Annotated in this window: 19 protein-coding genes; 5 read left to right on the top strand and 14 right to left on the bottom strand. The window is 73.0% G+C overall.

Translation table 11 applies throughout. The features are described 5' to 3' along the window. Positions 1–2: 2 nt before the first annotated feature. Positions 3–1,406 (bottom strand): Si-specific NAD(P)(+) transhydrogenase, encoded by a 1,404-nt coding sequence (sthA, locus tag ACJ9NR_RS35375; protein ID WP_412490586.1) that lies wholly within the window; start codon positions 1,404–1,406, stop codon positions 3–5. A gap of 328 nt (positions 1,407–1,734) precedes the next feature. Next, positions 1,735–1,941 carry a hypothetical protein gene (locus tag ACJ9NR_RS35380; RefSeq protein WP_412491816.1) on the bottom strand — a complete coding sequence of 69 codons (207 nt, stop codon included), beginning with the start codon at positions 1,939–1,941 and terminating at the stop codon, positions 1,735–1,737. A gap of 171 nt (positions 1,942–2,112) precedes the next feature. On the opposite strand from ACJ9NR_RS35380, the gene ACJ9NR_RS35385 reads away from it, so the two are divergent. After that, positions 2,113–4,377, top strand: coding sequence for an MMPL family transporter (locus ACJ9NR_RS35385; RefSeq protein WP_412490585.1), 2,265 nt, complete (start codon positions 2,113–2,115; stop codon positions 4,375–4,377). Between the two features lie 70 nt (positions 4,378–4,447). Here ACJ9NR_RS35385 and ACJ9NR_RS35390 read toward each other — a convergent pair whose 3' ends face one another. Beyond that, the gene (locus tag ACJ9NR_RS35390; protein ID WP_412490584.1) at positions 4,448–5,341 is read right to left on the bottom strand and encodes a Gfo/Idh/MocA family protein; all 894 of its coding nucleotides are present in this window, start codon (positions 5,339–5,341) and stop codon (positions 4,448–4,450) included. 257 nt (positions 5,342–5,598) lie between these two features. On the opposite strand from ACJ9NR_RS35390, the gene ACJ9NR_RS35395 reads away from it, so the two are divergent. Then, positions 5,599–6,456, top strand: a complete 858-nt coding sequence (locus ACJ9NR_RS35395; RefSeq protein ID WP_412490583.1) for an aldo/keto reductase — start codon at positions 5,599–5,601, stop codon at positions 6,454–6,456. A 356-nt stretch (positions 6,457–6,812) separates the two neighbouring features. Here the strand turns inward: ACJ9NR_RS35395 and ACJ9NR_RS35400 are convergent, their stop codons facing one another. Next, positions 6,813–7,148, bottom strand: a complete 336-nt coding sequence (locus ACJ9NR_RS35400; RefSeq protein ID WP_412490582.1) for a hypothetical protein — start codon at positions 7,146–7,148, stop codon at positions 6,813–6,815. Positions 7,149–7,319: 171 nt separating this feature from the next. On the opposite strand from ACJ9NR_RS35400, the gene ACJ9NR_RS35405 reads away from it, so the two are divergent. Both ACJ9NR_RS35405 and ACJ9NR_RS35410 read left to right on the top strand, forming a co-directional pair. Beyond that, complete coding sequence (locus ACJ9NR_RS35405) at positions 7,320–7,559, top strand: DUF5133 domain-containing protein (RefSeq protein ID WP_412490581.1); 240 nt, start codon at positions 7,320–7,322, stop codon at positions 7,557–7,559. A gap of 269 nt (positions 7,560–7,828) precedes the next feature. After that, on the top strand, positions 7,829–8,044 hold the full coding sequence (locus ACJ9NR_RS35410) for a hypothetical protein (protein WP_412490580.1): 216 nt from the start codon (positions 7,829–7,831) through the stop codon (positions 8,042–8,044). 6 nt (positions 8,045–8,050) lie between these two features. Here ACJ9NR_RS35410 and tgmB read toward each other — a convergent pair whose 3' ends face one another. The 3 genes from tgmB to ACJ9NR_RS35425 all read right to left on the bottom strand — a co-directional run bounded on the left by tgmB (position 8,051) and on the right by ACJ9NR_RS35425 (position 9,675). Next, the gene (gene tgmB, locus ACJ9NR_RS35415) at positions 8,051–9,043 is read right to left on the bottom strand and encodes an ATP-grasp ribosomal peptide maturase (protein WP_412490579.1); all 993 of its coding nucleotides are present in this window, start codon (positions 9,041–9,043) and stop codon (positions 8,051–8,053) included. 17 nt (positions 9,044–9,060) lie between these two features. After that, positions 9,061–9,252: a putative ATP-grasp-modified RiPP gene (gene tgmA, locus ACJ9NR_RS35420; RefSeq protein WP_412490578.1), complete on the bottom strand. Its 192-nt coding sequence runs from the start codon at positions 9,250–9,252 to the stop codon at positions 9,061–9,063. Between the two features lie 132 nt (positions 9,253–9,384). Next, positions 9,385–9,675, bottom strand: a complete 291-nt coding sequence (locus tag ACJ9NR_RS35425; protein ID WP_412490577.1) for a YkvA family protein — start codon at positions 9,673–9,675, stop codon at positions 9,385–9,387. Between the two features lie 257 nt (positions 9,676–9,932). On the opposite strand from ACJ9NR_RS35425, the gene ACJ9NR_RS35430 reads away from it, so the two are divergent. Beyond that, positions 9,933–10,967 carry a hypothetical protein gene (locus ACJ9NR_RS35430; RefSeq protein WP_412490576.1) on the top strand — a complete coding sequence of 345 codons (1,035 nt, stop codon included), beginning with the start codon at positions 9,933–9,935 and terminating at the stop codon, positions 10,965–10,967. Between the two features lie 36 nt (positions 10,968–11,003). On the opposite strand, the gene ACJ9NR_RS35435 is transcribed toward ACJ9NR_RS35430, so the two are convergent. The 7 genes from ACJ9NR_RS35435 to ACJ9NR_RS35465 form a co-directional block, all read right to left on the bottom strand. Continuing rightward, the gene (locus ACJ9NR_RS35435; RefSeq protein WP_412490575.1) at positions 11,004–13,094 is read right to left on the bottom strand and encodes a xanthine dehydrogenase family protein molybdopterin-binding subunit; all 2,091 of its coding nucleotides are present in this window, start codon (positions 13,092–13,094) and stop codon (positions 11,004–11,006) included. 22 nt (positions 13,095–13,116) lie between these two features. Next, positions 13,117–14,109, bottom strand: a complete 993-nt coding sequence (locus ACJ9NR_RS35440) for an FAD binding domain-containing protein (RefSeq protein ID WP_412490574.1) — start codon at positions 14,107–14,109, stop codon at positions 13,117–13,119. After that, positions 14,106–14,675: a (2Fe-2S)-binding protein gene (locus tag ACJ9NR_RS35445; RefSeq protein WP_412490573.1), complete on the bottom strand. Its 570-nt coding sequence runs from the start codon at positions 14,673–14,675 to the stop codon at positions 14,106–14,108. The genes ACJ9NR_RS35440 and ACJ9NR_RS35445 overlap by 4 nt, the downstream gene beginning before the upstream one ends. 95 nt (positions 14,676–14,770) lie before the next feature. Further along, the gene (locus ACJ9NR_RS35450) at positions 14,771–15,931 is read right to left on the bottom strand and encodes a hypothetical protein (protein ID WP_412490572.1); all 1,161 of its coding nucleotides are present in this window, start codon (positions 15,929–15,931) and stop codon (positions 14,771–14,773) included. Positions 15,932–16,204: 273 nt separating this feature from the next. Next, positions 16,205–16,696 carry a lamin tail domain-containing protein gene (locus ACJ9NR_RS35455; protein WP_412490571.1) on the bottom strand — a complete coding sequence of 164 codons (492 nt, stop codon included), beginning with the start codon at positions 16,694–16,696 and terminating at the stop codon, positions 16,205–16,207. A 145-nt stretch (positions 16,697–16,841) separates the two neighbouring features. Further along, on the bottom strand, positions 16,842–17,999 hold the full coding sequence (locus ACJ9NR_RS35460) for an FAD-dependent oxidoreductase (RefSeq protein ID WP_412490570.1): 1,158 nt from the start codon (positions 17,997–17,999) through the stop codon (positions 16,842–16,844). Between the two features lie 139 nt (positions 18,000–18,138). Continuing rightward, entirely contained in the window at positions 18,139–19,503 is a 1,365-nt protein-coding gene (locus ACJ9NR_RS35465; RefSeq protein ID WP_412490569.1) for an FAD-dependent oxidoreductase, read from the bottom strand. Positions 19,504–19,589 lie beyond the last annotated feature (86 nt).

Raw genomic sequence — 19,589 nt, forward strand, 5'->3', positions numbered from 1 at the left:
CGTCAGTCGGTGATGTGGTCGAGCTGCCGGAGCTTGTTGGTGGCGTCCAGTGCGGCGACCTTGTAGGACTCCGCCAGAGTCGGGTAGTTGAAGACCGCGTCGACGAGGTAGTCGACCGTGCCGCCGCAGCCCATGACGGTCTGTCCGATGTGGATCAGCTCGGTGGCGCCGGAGCCGAAGCAGTGCACTCCGAGCAGTCTGCGGTCACCGGGCGAGACCAGCAGCTTCAGCATGCCGTGCGAGTCACCGACGATCTGGCCGCGCGCGAGTTCGCGGTAGCGGGAGATGCCGACCTCGAACGGCACGCTGTCCTCGGTGAGCTGGTCCTCGGTTTGGCCGACGAAGCTGATCTCCGGGATGGTGTAGATGCCGATGGGCTGCAGGTTGTGCATCTGCCCGACCGGTTCACCGCAGGCGTGGTACGCCGCCGTCCGCCCCTGTTCCATCGACGTCGCGGCCAGCGCGGGGAAGCCGATCACGTCGCCGACGGCGTAGATGTGCCCCACCTCGGTGCGGTAGTGCTCGTCGACGGTGATCCGGCCGCGCCGGTCCGCGGTCAATCCGGCCTTCTGCAGGTCGAGTTCATCGGTCAGGCCCTGCCGGCCCGCGGAGTACATCACGGAGTCGGCCGGTATCTTCTTGCCGCTCTCCAGGACGGTGAGCGTGCCGCGCGGATGACGCTCCACCGCCGCCACCGTCTCCCCGAACCGGAAGGTCACCGCGAGGTCCCGCAGGTGGTACTTGAGCGACTCGATGATCTCGACGTCGCACATGTCGAGCATTCCGGCCCGCCGCTCGACCACGGTCACCTTGCTGCCCAGCGCGGCGAACATGGAGGCGTACTCCATGCCGATCACACCGGCGCCGACGATGACCATGGAGCGCGGGACCCGTTCGAGGGCGAGGACGTTGTCGGAGTCCATGATCGTACGGCCGTCGAACTCGACGCTGCCGGGCCGTGCCGGGCGGGTGCCGGTGGCGATGATGATGTTCTCCGCGCTCAGCAGCCGTTCCTCACCGGTGACTTCGCGCAGGGCGACCGTGTGGGGATCGACGAAGCGGCCGGTGCCGGCGAAGAGGGAGACGTGGTTGCGGGAGAGCTGGCTGCGGATGACGTCGACCTCGCGGCTGACCACGTGCTGGGTGCGCGCGGTCAGGTCGGCGACGGTGATGTCCTCCTTCAGCCGGTAGCTCTGCCCGTAGAGATCGCGCTGGGTGAGACCGGTCAGGTACAGCACCGCCTCGCGCAGGGTCTTGGAGGGGATGGTGCCGGTATGGATGGAGACCCCGCCGACCATGTCGGGGCGGTCGACGACGGCGACCCGGCGGCCGAGTTTGGCCGCGGCGATGGCGGCCTTCTGGCCACCCGGGCCGGATCCGATCACAAGCATGTCGAAGTCGGGCACCCTCCGGAGTCTGTCAGCCCCGAGGCCCTTCTCGAAAGGGTGAACAGGCAACGACCGCGGAACGACCGCGATCTCCTCCACCGAACTGCCGCCGACGGGACAGGAGTTGCCCCCGGTGAGCAAGGAGGCGCCACCGTCCGCACGGCGCGGCGACGCGCGCCGTACCTGGCCTTCGCGGCACCCGTGACACGGGCCGAGGTGAGCCGGGACGTGACAGGGGCCGAGGTGAGCAGGGGCGCGGGACGCCGTCGGCGCGTGCCCGTGCCGTGCCCGGAGCCCGGCGGGGCCGGAGCGGACCGGTGCCGGGTCCCCGGGCGGGAGAGGACGGTTACGGCAGGAGTTTCTCGAGGGCGGCGGCGCCCTCCGTCTCCAGCTTGCGCCTGGCCCACGCGAGGTTGCGCGGGTTGACGTCCCTGCCGGCGGCAAGGACGAGGTCCTCCGGCGACACGTCCGTGCCGGTACTGGTGTGGAGCAGGTCGTCCGGGGTGGCGCGGTCCTCGGACGGCCCGGACGCGTCGGGTTCTGGCGTCGGCATCATCTCTGCTCCTCGGGTCCGGAACGCTTCTGCTAACACCATTCAACGCCCGGGCCCCGCGTGCATCCGCAGGGGGTGCCGGGCCCGGGATGCCGGGCCGGTCGGGCGGGCGTCTAATGAGAGGAAAACGAGAGGGCACCGCCCTCTCGACCGGCAGAGAAGGCCGAGGCCATGGCACCGACCCGCACGGAGGCGGAGGCATCGGGCACCGCAGCCGGAGGGGCGCTGCGCGGGCTCGGACAGTGGTGCGCCCGCCATTTCCTGATCGTCATCATCGCCTGGCTGGTCGCCCTCGTGGCGCTCCAGTTCCTCAACCGGTCCTTCGGCGGCGCGTACTCCGACGACTTCTCCCTGCCGGGCGTGCAGTCCCAGCAGGGGCTGCAGGTACTGAAGAAGCACGACCCCGCGGCCGGCGGCTACAGCAGTCAGATCGTGCTGCACGACTCGGGGAGATCCCTGGCCGGGCTCGGCACGCAGATGTCCACGACCATCGGCGACCTGCAGAAACTGCCGCACGTCCTGTCCGCCCAGAACCCCCTGTCCGTGCCCGCCTCCAAGGTCGGCCCGCTCTCCTCCGACGGCAGGACCGCCTACGTCACCGTCCGCTTCGACGTCCAGCCCTCGACCCTGGGCGACGGCTACCTGAACGGCGTCGACCAGGCCGTGCAGCCGCTGCGCTCGGCCGGCGCGCAGGTCGAGTACGGCGGACCGCTCGGCGAACTGGCCCGGCCCGCCCCCGACGACCGCGTGAGCGAGCTCATCGGCTTCGGTGTCGCCGTCGTCGTCCTGCTGATCGGCTTCGGCAGCGTGATCGCCGCCGGACTGCCCCTGCTGACGGCACTGGTCAGCGTGGTCGGCGGGCTCGCGCTCCTCGGCCTGTTCGCCACCGCCTTCACCTTCGCCACCGTCTCGCCCACCCTGGCCACGATGATCGGCCTCGGCGTCGGCATCGACTACGCCCTGTTCCTGATCACCCGGCACCGGCAGAACCTCATGGACGGCGCCGATCCGGTGCGCTCCGCGGGTCACGCCACCGCCACCAGCGGGCGGGCGGTCCTCGTCTCCGGCACCACGGTCATCATCGCCCTCGCCGGCCTGTACGCGGCCGACGTCACCTTCATCGGCAAGCTCGGCCTCGCCGCCGCGGTGACCGTCGTCTCGGCGGTGCTGGGGGCGCTGACCCTGGTCCCCGCCCTGCTCGGGCTGATCGGACGGTCCATCGACCGCCTGCACGTGCGCGGACCCGTCGCGGAGACCGACGCCGAGCCGGGCGAGGCGCCGCAGGGCGCCTGGCACCGCTACGCCCGGCGCGTGGAGCGCAGGCCCTGGCACTTCCTCACGGCCGGCGTCGTGGTCGTCGTGGTCCTCGCCATCCCGGTGCTCTCCATCCAGCTCGGGCACATAGGCGACGGCGCCGACCCCACGTCCTTCACCGACCGGCGCGCCTACGACCTGATGACCGACGCCTTCGGTCCCGGCTCCAACGGCCCCCTGACCGTCGTCATCGACCAGACCTCCGTCCCCTCGGCCCAGCGCTCCGGCCTCACCGCCCAGGCGCAGAAGACCCTCGACGCCGTCGCCGGCGCCTCCACGGTCACCCAGCTGACGCCCACGAAGGACGGGGACGTCCTGATCGGCACGGTCTACTCGGCACGCTCCCCGCAGAGCGCGACCACCACGGACCTGGTGAACCGCCTGGTCGGCACCACGCTCCCGGACGCGGTCTCCGGCACGGACGCCAAGGGCTACGTCACCGGCACGACGGCGGCCCAGGTCGACTTCCGCGACATCGTCTCGAGCCGGCTGCCGCTGATCATCGGCGTCGTGGTCGGTCTCGCCTTCCTGGTCATCCTCACGGTCTTCCGCGGCCTGCTCGTGGCCGTCAAGGCGGCCGTCCTCAACGTCCTGTCGATCGGGGCCTCGTACGGGGTGGTCGTGGCCGTCTTCCAGTGGGGCTGGGGCGGGCCCGCGCTGGGCGTCAACGGCACGGTGCCCATCGAGAGCTATGTGCCGATGATGATGTTCGCCATCATCTTCGGACTGAGCATGGACTACGAGATCTTCCTGCTCTCCCGCGTCCACGAGGCGTGGCTGCGCACCGGCGACGCCAAGGCCGCGGTCGCCCACGCCCTGGAGATCACGGCACGGGTGATCACCTGCGCCGCGCTGATCATGGTGAGTGTCTTCGCGGCGTTCATCGTCAGCGACAACGTCGTGGTCAAGATGCTCGGGCTGGGCCTGGCGGTGAGCGTGCTGATCGACGCGAGCGTCGTGCGGCTGCTGATGGTCCCGGCCGTGATGACGCTGCTGGGGCGGCACGCCTGGTGGACGCCGCACTGGCTCGACAGGATCCTGCCGCACATCGATGCCGAGGGCGATCACGAGCGGGCCGCCACCGAGGGGGAGGCCGGCGAGCGTCCGGTGACGCGGGCGTGAGGGCGGGTGCCGTCACGTCGCCGGCGGCGGCCGGACGGTGCCGCAGGGGATCCGGTGAGCCCCGAGAGCCTCAGCCGATGCGGTCGTCCAGCAGGGCCTCGGCCTGCGCCAGGATCTCCGTCACCCGCAGTCCGAAGGCGGCGTCGCACGGGTGCGGCCGGCCGGTGCCGGCGGCGGTGAGGAGTGCGTCGGCGGCACGGAGCAGGGCGGTGACCGGTCCCCCGGTGCTGGTGGGGAGCACGGCCGTGCCCGACGCGCCGCGCAGTTCGACGCCGGTCCCCGCCGCCGCGGCGGGTGCCGACAGGCTGAGGGTGAGACTGCTCGACGCGCCGCCGGCGTGCTCCAGGACGAGATGGACGGTGTCGCCGGGGCCGGGCGCCGCGGCCGCCACCCGGCGCGCGTCCCCGAGGACGGGCAGCAGCACCGACAGGGCGTGGGGCCCCACGTCCCACAGCGCGCCCTTCTCCCGCCGCCACGGCGAGGCGGCGAAGGGGCTGTCGCTGTCGCCGCCGTACAGCGATCCCAGCCACTGGGCGTGAGCGGTGAACCAGCCCCCCGTCCGCGCCTGCGCGGAGATCCACGCCTCGGTTCCCGCCACGAAACGGCTGGTGAAGAAGACGACCGAGGCGACCCCGGCCTCCCGTACCGCGTCGACCACGGCCCGCCCCCGCTCCACCGTCGCCGCGAGCGGCTTGTCCAGCAGCAGATGGCAGCCGGCCCGCGCCGCCCGCACCGCGAGGTCCGCCTGCACGGCCGGCGGCAGGGCCACGGCGACGGCGTCCACGTCGGCGAAGAGCGCGTCGACGTCGTCGTAGGCCCGTGTGCCGTGACGGTCGGCGAGCTCCCCGGCGGCCTGCCGGCGGCGGCCCCACACCCCGGCGAAGTCCAGTCCCGTGTGCTCGCTGAGCGCGGGGGCGTGTGCCATCCCCGCCCAGGGACCGGTGCCGAGCAGTCCGATGCGCATGCCGTCGCCTCTCCACTGTGCGGCCCGTCGCGCGGGCCGGTCGCGGGCCGAGCCTCGCACACCGGCCGGCCGGCCGCGCACGCCGGTCCGCGGCGCGGGGATTCAGTTGCCCGGCTGCTGAATGCGTTCTCTTTCCTCTATTGGACCTCCGGCCCGCAGGGGGTTCAGGCTGGAACGCGGTCCGGTACCGCCGTACGCCCTGTGCGGTGGGCCGAACATGATTCGGTCCCGCGACAGCGGAAAGAGGTCACGAGCCCATGCAAACCCGCCGCATCGGTGACGTCGACGTCAGCGCGATCGGCCTGGGCGGCATGCCCATGTCGATCGAGGGACGGCCGGACGAGGCACGCTCCCTCGCCACCATCCACGCCGCCCTCGACGCCGGCGTGACACTGATCGACACCGCGGACGCCTACCACCGCGACGCCCACGAGGTCGGCCACAACGAGACCCTGATCGCCAAGGCCCTCGCCTCCCACGACCGCGGCAAGGACGTCCTGGTCGCCACCAAGGGCGGCCACCTGCGCCCCGGCGACGGCAGCTGGACCCTCGACGGCAGCCCCGAGTACCTCAGGAGGGCCTGCGAGGCGTCCCTGCGCCGGCTGGGCGTGGAGGCCATCGGGCTCTACCAGTTCCACCGCCCCGATCCGCGGGTGCCCTACGCCGAGTCGGTCGGCGCCATCCGGGACCTCCTGGACGAGGGCAAGATCCGTATGGCGGGCATCTCCAACGCGAGCCCCGAACGGATCCGGGAGGCGAACGAGATCCTCGGCGGACGCCTGGTCTCCGTGCAGAACCAGTTCTCCCCGGCCTTCCGCTCCAGCGAGCCGGAACTCGAACTGTGCGACGAACTCGGCATCGCCTTCCTGCCCTGGAGCCCGCTCGGCGGCATCGCCCGGGCCGGTGAACTCGGCTCGGCCTACGCCCCCTTCGCCGCGATCGCCGAAGCACACGGGGTGAGCCCGCAGCGTGTGTGCCTGGCCTGGATGCTCGCCAAGTCGCCGGTGGTCGTGCCCATTCCGGGCGCCAGCCGCCCGGAGACGATCCTCGACTCCCTCGCGGCGGCGGACCTCGCGCTGACCGCCGCGGAGGTGGCGCAGCTCGACGCCGTCTGAGCCGGAGACCGACCTCTTCCGCGCCGACCGCCGCCACCTGATCGCGGCGGTCGGCGTGTTCACCGTCGAACACGGCCCGGTCCGGCTGGGCACGGGGATCATCCCGTCCTGGCGGTGGGCCACCCGCTGCACGTGCTGTACGTCCGCCGTGCGTCCGCCCGCTGTACTGCAGCAGCGTGCGCCGCACGGGAAACCCCACCGCCTCCGCGCGCTTGCCGCAGGGCCGCGACACCCCCGTCGTCGGGCGCGGCGCCCGGCTGCCGGTCGGGCAGCGCCATCGCCCGCGCGCCCGGCGGTATGGCGGCAGGCCGCCCGAGGGGTGCCGGAGGCCGCCGGTCACGGCGCGGGCTCTCCTCTCAGGCCGCGCTGCTGCGGCGCGTACGGTGCGGGCAGGTGCTGTCGTGGTGGATGCCGAGACTGGTCCACCAGCGTTCGCAGCAGGCACCCTCCAGCTCCGCGTGGACGACCTCGTCGGCCGCCGTGCGGGCGGGGCGGCGCGATCCGGCGGCCGCCGCGCGCAGGTCGCGGACGAGGGTCTCGCGGACCACGGCGATGACCGGCACCAGACTCGCCGCGGCGAACAGGAACGCGGCCCACCGGGGCCCGTGAAGGAATTCGAGGACCGTGGTCCAGGCCAGTCCGCCGCCGGTGGCGAGGTAGAGGGCACAGAGAAGACGGCCGGAGCCAGTCATGGGCTTCACCCTTCGTGCTGGGAGGGTTACCCTCTGTTCAACGTCTCGTGACCCGCCGGGAATCGGGTCGGGCGGCGGTATTTCGTCAATTCGCTCCCGAAGTGCGGAAGACGTGAATGGTCCGGCCCTGTCCGGGAAGACGAGGTGCGGACACCAAGAGAGGGGCGCTTCGTGCTCGTTCCGGACCCGAAGGCCGTCAGAACGCTGCTCACCCGATACGCGTCGCTGCGCATCGCGCAGGCGGAGCGCGACAACCCGCGGACGGCACGGGAGTTGGCGGACGTCAGCCGCGCCCTGTGCGTCATGATGGGAACCGCGAGCGTCGAGGACGCGATCGCGAAGGCCGACGTCCTGCTGATCGCCTCGCGGCGGACGGCGGGCAGGGGCGGCGGCCTGTCGCTGGCCGTCTGACCGGCCGGCCTCACGAGCGCGCGGCCGCGCGCCGCGCCGTCCCGCGTCCACCGTCGTGTTCGACCCGCTGCGGGCGTCCGTCACCGTCCCGATGGCCGTGCGGCCCGGCTCCGCGGCGGGCGCTCGACCGCCGGGGGCGCGCGCCGGACCGAGTAGCCGCGCGCCCTTCCGGCGTCAAGTGCTCCCGAAAATTCACGCTATGGTCTGTCCCGGCGCTTACACTCGGCAGCCGTGCCCATGAGCGTGGGCCGCCAACGAAAGGCACGTGGGTGTTCCAGGATTCCCCCATCTACGACCGACTCGTCGCCGAGCGCGGCGACGTCCCCGCTCAGACGCGCCGGGAGGCCGAGCGTGTGAGCCGGGAACTGGAGTACGCCATGCGGCCGTTGCGGTCGTTCGGTGTCGCGCCGTCCCCCGAGCGGCGTGGCGCTCCGGGCGCGGGCTGGCAGCGCACGGCGCTGCTGCCCGGTTCACTGCCTGCCTGAGGCGGCTCAGCACACGGTGCTGTTCGCGCCGTTGACACTCCTGGGTTCCTCCGCTCCCGGGCGGGCGAGCCATTCGGCGACGGTGCGGGCGATCGGCTGGCCCGTCTCCACCTCGACGAAGCCGAACTGCCCCGCCTGGTTGCACTCCAGGAACCACCAGGTTCCGTCCGCGTCCTCGGCGAAGTCGAAGGCGCCGTAGGCCAGTTCGGCGTCGCGGAGGTAGCCGCGGACGGCCTCGGCGATCCGCGGCGGGACGTCCGCGGCGCGCCAGGGTGTGCCGGAGGAGGCGAAGCGCACGTCGACCGAGGCGGCGTCGTCGGGGTCCGCCTCCTCGTCGACCGCCTTGCGGGCGGCGAGCAGCCGGTCGCCCACCGCGGTGAGCCGGATGTCGGCCTTCTTGCCGATCCGGCGCTGGAGCAGCGTCGGTCCGTACGCCACGGCGGAGAAGTCCGTGTCCGGTGCCACCCGGCTCGTCGGCACCGCGCGGGGCGGGTCCTGCGGATGCGCGCCGGAGACCGGCTTGACCACCAGATCGGGGTAGCGGTCGGCGAACTCGCGGGCGGCCTGCGGGAACGTCGTGATGAGGGTGGCCGGTACGGGCAGCCCGCAGCGCTGGGCGTGCCGGAGCTGCCAGGGCTTGTGACGGGCCCGGCGGGCCGCGTCGGGATGGTTCATCCAGCGGGCGTCCGAGCCGCGCAGCATGCCGTAGAGCGCCTGGGTGGACTCCTCGGTCAGCCATGCGGAGGGTTCGGACGCGCGGGCGGCGGCCGCTCCGGGCCTGCGTACCCAGACCGACCGCAGGCCGGCGATGCTCACCAGGCGCCCCGCGGACTGCAGATGGCCGCGGAAGGCACCGTGCACGTACTCACCGGACAGCGCGACGCCGCCGGGCAGGTCCGCGGGATCCAGGCGGACCACCGGGACCCCGGACGCGTTCAGATGCACGACCACCATGTCGGCGGTCACGTCCTCTTCACAGGTCAGGATCAGGACAGTCATGTTCGGCTGTGGTGCGTTCAGTCGTCGAAGTGTGTCTTGGACCCCGCGGTGGACGTCGTCGTCCCCAACTCTCTGAGCAGGGCGTGGTCACCGGCGGCGACCCGGCCGTCCATGAGCACGTTCAACTGCAGCCCGGGGTCGTACACATACGGAGTCGTGGTCTCCAACTCCACCGCCGGACGTGCGTAGTTGAGCGCGAACGGTTGCATCGTCTCTCCCTCGTCAGTGCTGCGCGGACCCGGTGCGCCCCGCTCCGCGGCGCTGCCCGGTCCGCCGACTGCCTTGCCCTTCCAGTCACTTATACGAATCGAACGGGTGATTGGTTTCCTTACTCTGCGTAATCAGAGGGAGGTTTCGTGACGATTCGGCCCACTGAGAGAACCGTGCAATGTGCGCAGAGCGAGGAGGAGGACGCCGATGTCGTCCAGATAGATCGGGTCGGGCAGGAGGTCGGCCGGCAGCAGGAAATAGAGGACAGCGCCCCAGAAGACCCAGCGTGGCCCGGTGGGCAGCCCGGCACGCCTGAGGTCGCGCCGGGTCCGCAGCAGTCTCACGAAGAGGGCGACGGCCACGGCGAGGACGAGTGCCGCGAGGGCGAGTGTGATGACGATCACCGTCGTGCTCGGTTTCACAGGTCCTCCTCATTCGGCGGCCGAACGGCACGCCCTTCTCCCGGATTCCCGCATCCGGCGTTCGTACGTGCCTTCATCGCCCGTAAGGAGGGCGGGTGAGGCACGGCAGGAGCTTTGTACGGGTTCATACCCGTGGCCCACCCGGGTGGCACGTGCTGGAACTACCACCTAGTAATGGCACTGCACTGCAACGTCGTGACCCGCGTCGGGAGACGCGGGAGCCGGCGGACCTTCCATCTCTTCCATGGAGGAGAGTCATGAGCATCCGCTCGTCATCATCCAAGCCGACCGACCCCTCCATAGCCGCCACGAACGACGACCCGGTCAGCGCCCTGGTGCACGCCGCGGTCGCCGACCGCCCGCTGGAGGAGGTCGCCGATCTGATCACGCTGCTCGAGGAGTCCCCGCAGTACGCCAAGGCCACCGTCGACGCGCTGCGCGCGGTCGGCACGGACCGCTCGGTGGAGGACGTCACCCGTCTGGTCACCCTGCTCACCCGCCCGCCGCGCGACGCCGCCAGCGCGGACGAGGCCATCCGCGCGGCGGCCGAGAACCGCCCGGTGGAGGAGGTGACCCGGCTGATGGCGCTGCTGCACCGCACGCAGACGGAGCGCCACTTCGGCCACGAGGCCGCACGGGCGGCCGCCTCCGCGCGGCCGGTGGAGGACCTCGTCGAACTCATCGGCAAACTGAGCGAGGAGCGTGAGGCCCTCGCCACCCCGCCGGACCCGGAACCGGCCGGGCAGCCGAGCGGCGAGACCGGCTGGGGCCCCGGCGGGACCTTCCCGCCGCCCGTCCCCCTCGCCCCGCCGTCCCTCGGCTCCGGCCCCGTGCCGCACCGTCCGGCCCGGATGCCGAAACGCCCCCCGGAGCGACTGTCGTGGCCGGGCCTGGTCGTGGCGGGCGCACTCTTCCTGTGCGCGTTGCTGTGGTTCCCGATGTACCAGGAGGGCGAGCCCGTCGCGCTCTACGCCTCCTCGGTCGCGGTGTCGGCGCTGTGCGCGCTGCTCGCCGTGGCGGTGACCCTGCGGCCCCTCCCTCCCGCCCTCGCGGGCGCGATGCTGGTGACGGCGATCCTTGCCGCGGCTCAGCTGTACCAGGGCCGGTTCCACTCGGCATGGCTGTCCCGGGCCCTGGACCTCACGCTCGCACCGGGCTGGGTCGCCGGCCTGGCCGCCGTGGTGGCGGCACTGGCGGCGCTGACGGCCCTGGTGGTACGCCTCGCCTCCGGCGAGCCGGCCATGGGCGCGCCGGCCCGGCGGCCCCTGGCCACGGCGGGCCGGCCGGAGTGAGACCGGCGGTGGCGGCCGGCAGGTCCCGGGCGGCTCTCAGGCCGCCCGGGACCGCATCCCGGACAGCAGGCGGTCCGGCGTGAGCGGCAGTTCGCGGAAGCGGACGCCGGTGGCGTGGTGGACGGCGTTGCCGATCGCGGCCGCCGTCCCCACGGTGCCGATCTCGCCGATGCCCTTGCTGCCCATCGGGTTGAGGCGGGGGTCGTCCTCGTCGATCCAGTGCGCCTCGATGTCCCGCACGTCCGCGTGCACCGGCACGTGGTACGAGGCCAGGTCGGACTCGGCGAAGTCCCCGAACGCGGCGTCCATCGTGCTGCCCTCGGTCAGCGCCATGCCCAGGCCCATGGTCATGGCCCCGATGAACTGCGAGCGCGCGGTACGGGCGTTGAGGATGTGCCCGGCGGCGAACACGCCCAGCAGGCGCCGCACCCGGACCTCACCCGTCACCGTGTCGACGGCCGCTTCGGCGAAGTGCGCCCCGAACGCGTGACGCGCCCAGGGGCTCTCGGCGTCGGCCTCTCCCGCGGTGTCGGCGCGCGCCTCGATGCCGCCGTCGGGCAACGGCCCGCCGCGGCCGGCCAGTTCGGCCGTCAGGCGGGTGCAGGCCCGGTGCACCGCCCAGCCCCACGAGGCGGTACCGGAGGAACCTCCGGCCAGCGGCGCGGCGGGCAGGTCGCTGCAGCCCACCTCGATCCGGACGCGCTCCAGCGGCACGCCGAGGGCGTCGGCCGCGACCTGCGCCAGCACCGTACGCGCGCCCGTGCCGATGTCCGTGGCGTTGATCCGCACCAGGAAGGCCCCGTCGGGCAGCGCGCGGGCCGCCGCCGTGGACGGCCGCACCAGGACGGGGTAGGTGGCGGCGGCCACGCCCGTCCCGATCCGCAGCGGCCCCTTGGAACGGGGTGCGCGGTGCGACCAGCCGAAGCGGCGCGCGCCCTCGCGCAGACACTCCACGAGGTGCCTGCTGCTGAACGGCCTGCCGCTGTGCGGCTCGGTGTCCGGCTCGTTGGCGATCCTCAACTCCACCGGATCCATGCCGAGTTCGCAGGCCAGCTCGTCCATGGCCGACTCCAGGGCGTACATCCCCGGAGTCTCGCCCGGGGCCCGCATCCACGACGGTGAGGGCACGTCCAGCGGAGCCACACGGTGCACCGTGCGCAGGTTCGGCGCCGCGTACATGGTCCGCGCGGGCACGGCCGCCTGCTCCACGAACTCCTTGACCCGGGAGGTGTGGGTCGTCACCTCGTGGCTCAGGGAAGTGATGCGGCCGTCGGTGCCCGCGCCGATGCGGACCCGGTGCAGGGTCGGCGCCCGGTGCCCGACCACGGCGGCCATCTGGCGGCGGGGCAGCGCGAGCGTCACCGGCCGTCCGGTCTGCCGCGCCGCCATCACGGCGAGCACCACGTCGGGACGCGGCGTGCCCTTGCACCCGAAACCGCCGCCGACGTGCCGGGCGTCGACGGTGACGCGCTCCTCGGGCAGGTCGAACAGGTGCGCCAGCGTGGCCCGTACGGGGGTGGTGCCCTGGCTGGAGGTGTGCACCACGAGCCGGTCGCCGTCCCACCGCGCCGTGGTGGAGTGCGGCTCCATGGGGTGGTTGTGCAGGGGCGGGACCCGGTAGTCGCAGTCGACGCGGACCGCGGAGGCGGCGAGCGCGCCCTCGGGGTCGCCGTGTTCGGTGCTGCCGGGATGGCCCCCGTTGGCCTGCTCGGCGACGTACGCTCCCGGATGCGCGGCGCTCAGCGAGACGTCGTGCTCCTCCACGTCGTAGGACACCCGGACCGCGGCGGCGCCGGCCCGCGCGTCCTCCAGGGTCTCGGCGACCACCAGCGCCACGAACCAGCCGCGGTGCGGCACGCGCGGGTTCTGCAGTACGGCGAGGGTGGCGTCGTCCGGCTCGGCGACGCGCGGGGCGTTCTCATGGGTGAGGACCGCCAGGACGCCGGGCCGTTCCAGGGCGGCGGCCGTGTCCACGGCCGTCACGGTGCCGCGCGCGACGGTGGCGGGCACCGGCCAGGCGTGGGCGCGGCCGGACGCCGGGTGCTCGGCGGCGTAGCGGGCGCCGCCGGTGACCTTCTGCAGACCCTCCCGGCGCTCGGCCGGAGCTCCCATGACGCTGCTGACCATGTCGTTCTCCTCGGATGCCGGTTCAGGTCCTGGCGGGTTCGGCGAGCCGGGTCAGGACGTCCAGGGCGAGATTGCGGGCGAGTGGCACCTTGTAGCCGTTGTCGCGCAGCGGCCGGGCGGCGGAGAGTTCGAGATCCACGGCACGCTCGAACGCCGCTTCCGTGGGCGCGGCCCCGAGCAGCGCCTCCTCGGCCGCGCGGGCCCGCCAGGGCCGGTGGGCCAGCGCCCCGAAGGCGATCCGGGCCCGGTCGACGACGCCGTCCGTCACCCGCAGCACCGCGGCCACGGAGGCCAGGGCGAAGGCGTACGAGGCGCGGTCGCGGGCCTTGCGGTACAGCGAGGGCAGCCCGCCCGTCTCCGCGGGCAGCACCACGCCCGTGATCAGCTCGCCCGGCAGGAGCCAGGTGTCCCGCTCGGGGTGGTCGCCGGGCAGCCGGTGCAGGTCGGCGGCCGGCAGAGCGCGCGTGCCCTCGGGGCCGTGGAGCTCGACCCGCGCGTCCAGGGCCGCGAGGGCGACGGCCATGTCCGACGGGTGGGTGGCGATGCAGTGCTCGCTGTGGCCGAGCACCGCGTGGTCGCGGTGGACGCCGTCCCGGGCGCCGCAACCGCTGCCCGGGGCGCGTTTGTTGCACGGCTTGGAGACGTCCTGGAAGTAGGGGCAGCGGGTGCGCTGCAGCAGGTTGCCGCCGGTGGTGGCGGCGTTGCGCAGCTGACCCGAGGCGCCCGCGAGCAGTGCCTGCGACAGCACGGGATAGCGGTCGCGCACGGCGGGGTGGGCGGCGAGGTCGCTGTTGCGGACCATGGCGCCGACCCGCAGCGAGCCGTCGGGCAGCTCCTGGACCGTGTCCAGCGGGAGCCGGGTGACGTCGACCAGGGCCTCGGGCTCCTCCACGCCGAGCTTCATCAGGTCGACGAGGTTGGTGCCGCCGCCGAGGAAACGGGCGCCGGGCCGTGCGGCCAGGGCGGCGCAGGCGTCCTCGACGCTGGAGGCGCGGACGTAGCCGAGGGGCTTCACGGGATCACGTCCTCGACCGCGTCGACGATGTGCGGGTAGGCGCCGCAGCGGCAGAGGTTGCCGCTGAGCCGCTCGCGGATCTCGTCCCGGTCCAGCGGCACCGGCTGCCCGGCCGGAACCTCGGCGCCGGTCACCCGCGACGGGTGGCCCGCCGCGGCCTCGGCGAGCATGCCGAGGGCGGAGCAGATCTGGCCCGGTGTGCAGTAGCCGCACTGGAAGGCGTCGCGGTCGAGGAAGGCCCGCTGGAGCGGGTGCGGCTCTTCGCCGTCACCGGTCAGCCCCTCCACGGTCGTGACCTCCGAGCCGTCCAGCGTCACCGCGAGCAGCAGACAGCTGTTGACGCGGCGCCCGTCCACCAGGACGGTGCAGGCCCCGCACTGACCGTGGTCGCATCCCTTCTTCGCGCCGGACAACGCCAGGTCCTCGCGCAGCACGTCCAGCAGGGCGCGCCGGTGGTCGAGGGCGAGCGTGTGCGGCTTGCCGTTGACCCGCAGGGTCGTGTCGGAGCGGTGGCGGGACTCGCTCGGGCCGCCGCGGCCGCTGTGGAGGTGCTGGCTGCTGCCCATGGCGTCGGACCTTCCGGGACGGGCTGTGGTGCCGTCCGCTCCGCGTATCCAGGCAGCGGCAGCTGACACGTCCGCCTCGGCAAACGGCTCCCGGCTCAGCCGTCGGCGGGCTCCGGCGGGTCCTCGCCCCCGGACGTGCCGCCGTCGCCGCCGGTGGCCGCGGGCCGCAGCGCCCTGCCCTTGAGCCGCTCGAACCTGCGCGTCAGCTGCTGGAAGGGCGAGCCCGGCGAGGGCTCGGGCGGCTGCGGCCGCGCGGGAACGTCGTCGGCGGACTCGCGGAAGACGGTCAGTGCCTCGTGGGCGCGCTCGGCGGCCTCGCGGTACAGGTCCCGGGACTTCGTCATCGCCTCCAGGGCCTCGGCGTACATCGCCACCAGCCTGCGCTCGTGGTCGAGCTGCTCCTCCAGGGTCATCAGCTCCCAGTCGTCGCGCAGCGCGCGGACGGCCTCGTCGCCGCCGTCCGGCAGGGGCGGGGGCAGTGCGGCGAAGCGGCTCAGGGCGTCGATCAGTTCCGCCGGGCGTGAGCCGTCGAGGAAGACGGTGCGTACGGAGAACCCGTCCGCGTCGAAGCCGGGCGGGGCCGGGTCCGTGGGCAGCACGACGGCCCCGCCGCGCGGCAGCTGCACGCCGAACGCGCGCAGGGCGCGGTTGACGATGCGCAGCTGCTCCGGCGCGGCGCGGTGCTCCAGGACGCGGTGGCGCAGTCCCGGCGGCAGCAGGGGGCCCAGCGGCCTCCGCCCTGCCTCGTCGGGCGTCATCGCCTCGTGCACGACGACGTTGATGCTCCAGCCGCCGCGCACACAGCCGCGCAGCAGGCGCCGGATCTCCTTGTCCTCCGTGGGCAGATGGGCGGCGCCCCGCAGCCGCAGACCCGTGGCGGGCTCGTGGTCCCAGGGGCTGTCCGGCTCGTCGGGCCAGAACATCGTGGCGGGTGAGGGCCATTCCTCGTTCCACGGGCGCTCCGCCTCGGCCACGAGCACCCAGTCCTGCCCGCCCTCCGCGGGGCGGGCCAGGGTCAGCCGGGCGCGCACGGTGACCGTCCCGGCGGCCCGCCAGCGCGCCTCGAAGATCCGCTCGGGACCGTCGTCCTCACCGCCGGACCCGGGCAGCTCGTGCTGGTCGTCGAGGACCTCTGTGTCCTGGAGCCGTCGCAGGGTCGTTCGTACGGCGTCCGGGGCGTCGCTTCCGACATGGCGGCCGCGCGTCAGCCACAGGCTGGGCGACGGGGCCGGTCGGACACTGGTGGAGATGCGCATGGGTCCATCTGAGAACGGGGGCACGGGTGGACACCAGTATTGTCCGCGCGGGTCGGTGTAGATCACACCGGGTCTGCACACAGAAGGCGGGTGGCGCACACGGGGTGTGATCGAACCGCTCCAGGACATGACAGTTCACGCGTGTTCCCCCGCCCGGCGGGGCGGCCAGAATGGCGGCCGCGAACAGGACCCGCCCACCATCCGCTTCGGGGCGGGGCCTGTTCGCGCCGTTCCAGGCGGTGCCGGAGTCCGGCCGGCACCGCCCGCCGCGCCTCACCCGTGGAACGTGATGTACCCGTTCCTGTCACGGTCGTTGGCGGCCCTGGTGTACGCGTGCGAGTCGGCGCCCGCGCCGGACGGCTTGTAGAGGCGGATCGTGTCCTTGTCGTTGTTCCAGATGAAGTTGCAGTTGTTGCGGTATGCGACGTTCCTGGCGTCCGACTCGGTGCCGTGGCCACCGCGCAGCTTCACGTAGTCGCCGGGCTGCAGGTAGTGGTTGTGGCTGAAGGTGAACCTGTGGCCGGCCCTGTCCTTGACCACGTAGCCCTTGAGGTTCACGGTCGTGCGGGACGAGTAGTTCTTGATCGTCAGGTACTCGTTCCGGGTGTTCCCGGTCGAGCAGCTGTTGGAGTCCCTGCCGGGCGCGTCGTACTGGACGCCCCTGATCTTCAGCGCCGACGAGTACTCGGTGGCGTGGGCCGGAACGGCGGCCAGTACGGCGAGCGCGCCCGCGGTGGCGGTCGCGGCGACGATGCGTATGCGCATGGAGATCTGCCCCCCTTGTGTGAAGTTTCGGTGAAGAAAGTGCAGAGTATAGGGTCGGCTCGTGGTGGGGGGGCGCATTCGTCGTTTTCGTGCGGGAGGGCGCCGGGCGGCGATATGGGGTGCCACCCGGCGAATTGACGGCCCGTCAGGCCCAGGCGCTCGACTGCCAGTCCAGCAGCCCGGCGATCGCGTCCTCACCGGGGCGGGAGGGGGCCCCGCCCCGGCCGGCCGGTGACGGGGAGGGCACGCCCCTGGAGATGTTGCCGCTGACGACGATGTTGTGCTCCACGCGCGGGCGGCGCAGTTCCTCGTAGCGGGCGAGGGCGGCATCGGTGTCCGGCGCGTCGCGCAGGCACTTGGCGAGCACGACGGCATCCTCCAGCGCCATCGACGCGCCCTGGCCCGTGGCGGGGGACGCCGCGTGCGCCGCGTCACCGACGAGCAGGGTGCGGCCGGAGCGCCAGGGGCTGCCTGTGGGGATCTCGGTGGCGTCGGTGACCAGCAGGTCCTCGCCGGTGGCGGCGACGATGTCCGCCGCCGGGGTGGAGTCCGCGCGCAGCAGGGGCAGGAGCAGCTCACGCCGGTCGGCCGGTGTGCCGTGGGCGATCCGCTCGGCGGGCAGGGGGTCGCCGGACACCCGGGCGAACCAGCACGTCTCCCCGTCCGGCGACACCGCGAAGCCGAAGGCGGCGCCGCTGCCGCGGATCATGGTGATGGTGCCCGGGCCGCCGGGGGGCAGGGCCGCGGTGGCGGTGCAGCCGTAGAAGACCCGCTGCCCCGCGTAGCGGGGCTGTACGGCGGGGGCGGTGACGTTGCGGACGGTGGAGCCGAGGCCGTCGGCGCCGATCAGGAGGTCGCCGGTGGCCCTGGTGCCGTCGGCGAAGTGGGCGGTGACGCCGTCGGCGTCCTCGACGACGGAGGCCAGCCGGGCCCCGTGCCGGACGCCGATGCCCCGGCGCGCGGCCTCTGCCTGCAGTGAGGAGTTGAGGTCGCCGCGGCGCAGGCACCGGTAGCGCAGCAGCGGGTCACCGGCCTCGCCGATGGGCGTCTTCGCCAGCTCGGCGCCGCTGCCGTCGAGGACGCGCATCGAGGTCAGCGGGAAGCCCAGCGCGGTGACCGCTGCGCAGGCGTCGAGCTGTGCGAGCGCGCGCATGCCGTTGCTCGCGAGGGTGAGGAACGCGCCCAGGTCCTCGGCCGAGTCCGGATGGGCCTCGTACACGCCGACGCCGAACCCCGCCCTGTGCAGGGCGAGTGCCGTCGCCGTGCCGGCGATTCCGCCGCCGATGACCAGTACTCGAGCCACGCCCACCCCGTCCGTCCCGGTACGGCCCCGCGGTCGTACGTCCCCGTGGGAACGCGCGGACGGCGGCGGTGGTTCCGCCCCTTGCCCGAAGGAGCCCGGCAACCGGCCCGGCCGCAGGGCCCCTTGGGTGCCTTCTCGCTCAGGCGCCGCTCTCGCGGAGCATGTCCTCACGCTCGACGATCTTCACCCGCTCGCGGCCCTGGGGCTCGCCCAGCGCCTTCTCCGCGGCGTCCAGCCGGTACCAGCCCTCCCAGGTGGTGAAGCGGACGTCGCGCTCGCCGAGGAACGCCTCCACCGCCTCCGGCTCGGGCGCGGCGGGGGTGTGCAGACGGCCGTTCGCGTGGTCGTCCAGCAGGCTGGCCACCGTTTCGTTGGCGTCCCCCTTGGTGTGACCGATCAGGCCGACCGGGCCGCGCCGTACCCAGCCGGTGACGTACGTCGACTGCAGGTGCTCGCCGGTCTCCTGGACGACCCGGCCGCCCTCGTCCGGGACGGTGCCCGAGTCGATGTCCCAGGGGAGCTTGGGGAGTCTGTCGGAGAGGTAGCCGACCGCGCGGTAGACCGCGGTGACGTCCCAGTCCTTGAACTCGCCGGTGCCCTTGACGTTGCCCGTGCCGTCGAGGGCGGTGCGCTCGGTGCGCAGGCCGACGACCCTGCCGTCCTCGCCCAGCACCTCGGCCGGCGACTCGAAGAAGTGCAGGAACAGCTTGTGCGGGCGGTCGCCGACGTCGCGGATCGCCCACTTCTCCAGCGTCTTGGCGACCATGTCGGCCTGCTTGCTGCCGCGCCGGGTCTCGATCGAGCCCGCGTCGTAGTCGATGTCCTCGGGGTCGACGACGACCTCGATGGTGGGGGAGTGGTCGAGTTCGCGCAGTTCCATCGGGGAGAACTTGGCCTGCGCCGGGCCGCGGCGGCCGAAGACGTGGATCTCCCGCGCCCTGTTGGCCTCCAGGCCCGCGTGCACGTTCGGCGGGATCTCCGTCGGCAGCAGCTCGTCGGCGGTCTTGGCGAGGATGCGGGCGACGTCCAGGGCGACGTTGCCGACGCCGAGCACGGCGACCTTCTCGGCCTGCAGCGGCCAGGTGCGCGGCACGTCCGGGTGACCGTCGTACCAGGAGACGAAGTCGGCGGCGCCGTAGGAGCCGTCGAGGTCGATCCCGGGGATCGCCAGCGGGCGGTCGGCCGTCGCGCCGGTGGAGAAGACGACGGCGTCGTAGAAGGTCCGCAGGTCGTCCAGGCTGATGTCGGCCGGGTAGTCGACGTTGCCGAAGAGGCGGATCTGCGGCTTGTCGAGCACCTGGTGCAGGGCCGTGACGATGCCCTTGATGCGGGGGTGGTCGGGAGCCACGCCGTAGCGGATCAGTCCGAAGGGCGCGGGCATGCGCTCGAAGATGTCGATGGACACACCGGGTCCGGCGGCCACGTCGGACTTGAGCAACGCGTCGGCGGCGTAGATCCCGGCGGGGCCGGCTCCGACGATGGCTACCCGCAGGGGGCGGGGCATGATCAGGTTCCCTTCGAGCGGCGAAAAGATCGACTCGAACAGGAAGCCTAAGCTAAGGCAAGCCTAAGTCGGTACACGGGTCCGGT

This window comes from Streptomyces sediminimaris (assembly GCF_047049295.1).
In the GTDB taxonomy this organism is placed as follows: domain Bacteria; phylum Actinomycetota; class Actinomycetes; order Streptomycetales; family Streptomycetaceae; genus Streptomyces; species Streptomyces sediminimaris.

Coding starts and splice junctions, on each gene's coding strand:
- ACJ9NR_RS35380 (WP_412491816.1), bottom strand. CDS start 1,941: ATGCCGACGCCAGAACCCGACGCGTCCGGGCCGTCCGAGGACCGCGCC.
- ACJ9NR_RS35385 (WP_412490585.1), top strand. CDS start 2,113: ATGGCACCGACCCGCACGGAGGCGGAGGCATCGGGCACCGCAGCCGGA.
- ACJ9NR_RS35390 (WP_412490584.1), bottom strand. CDS start 5,341: ATGCGCATCGGACTGCTCGGCACCGGTCCCTGGGCGGGGATGGCACAC.
- ACJ9NR_RS35395 (WP_412490583.1), top strand. CDS start 5,599: ATGCAAACCCGCCGCATCGGTGACGTCGACGTCAGCGCGATCGGCCTG.
- ACJ9NR_RS35400 (WP_412490582.1), bottom strand. CDS start 7,148: ATGACTGGCTCCGGCCGTCTTCTCTGTGCCCTCTACCTCGCCACCGGC.
- tgmB (WP_412490579.1), bottom strand. CDS start 9,043: ATGACTGTCCTGATCCTGACCTGTGAAGAGGACGTGACCGCCGACATG.
- tgmA (WP_412490578.1), bottom strand. CDS start 9,252: ATGCAACCGTTCGCGCTCAACTACGCACGTCCGGCGGTGGAGTTGGAG.
- ACJ9NR_RS35430 (WP_412490576.1), top strand. CDS start 9,933: ATGAGCATCCGCTCGTCATCATCCAAGCCGACCGACCCCTCCATAGCC.
- ACJ9NR_RS35435 (WP_412490575.1), bottom strand. CDS start 13,094: ATGGTCAGCAGCGTCATGGGAGCTCCGGCCGAGCGCCGGGAGGGTCTG.
- ACJ9NR_RS35445 (WP_412490573.1), bottom strand. CDS start 14,675: ATGGGCAGCAGCCAGCACCTCCACAGCGGCCGCGGCGGCCCGAGCGAG.
- ACJ9NR_RS35450 (WP_412490572.1), bottom strand. CDS start 15,931: ATGCGCATCTCCACCAGTGTCCGACCGGCCCCGTCGCCCAGCCTGTGG.
- ACJ9NR_RS35455 (WP_412490571.1), bottom strand. CDS start 16,696: ATGCGCATACGCATCGTCGCCGCGACCGCCACCGCGGGCGCGCTCGCC.
- ACJ9NR_RS35465 (WP_412490569.1), bottom strand. CDS start 19,503: ATGCCCCGCCCCCTGCGGGTAGCCATCGTCGGAGCCGGCCCCGCCGGG.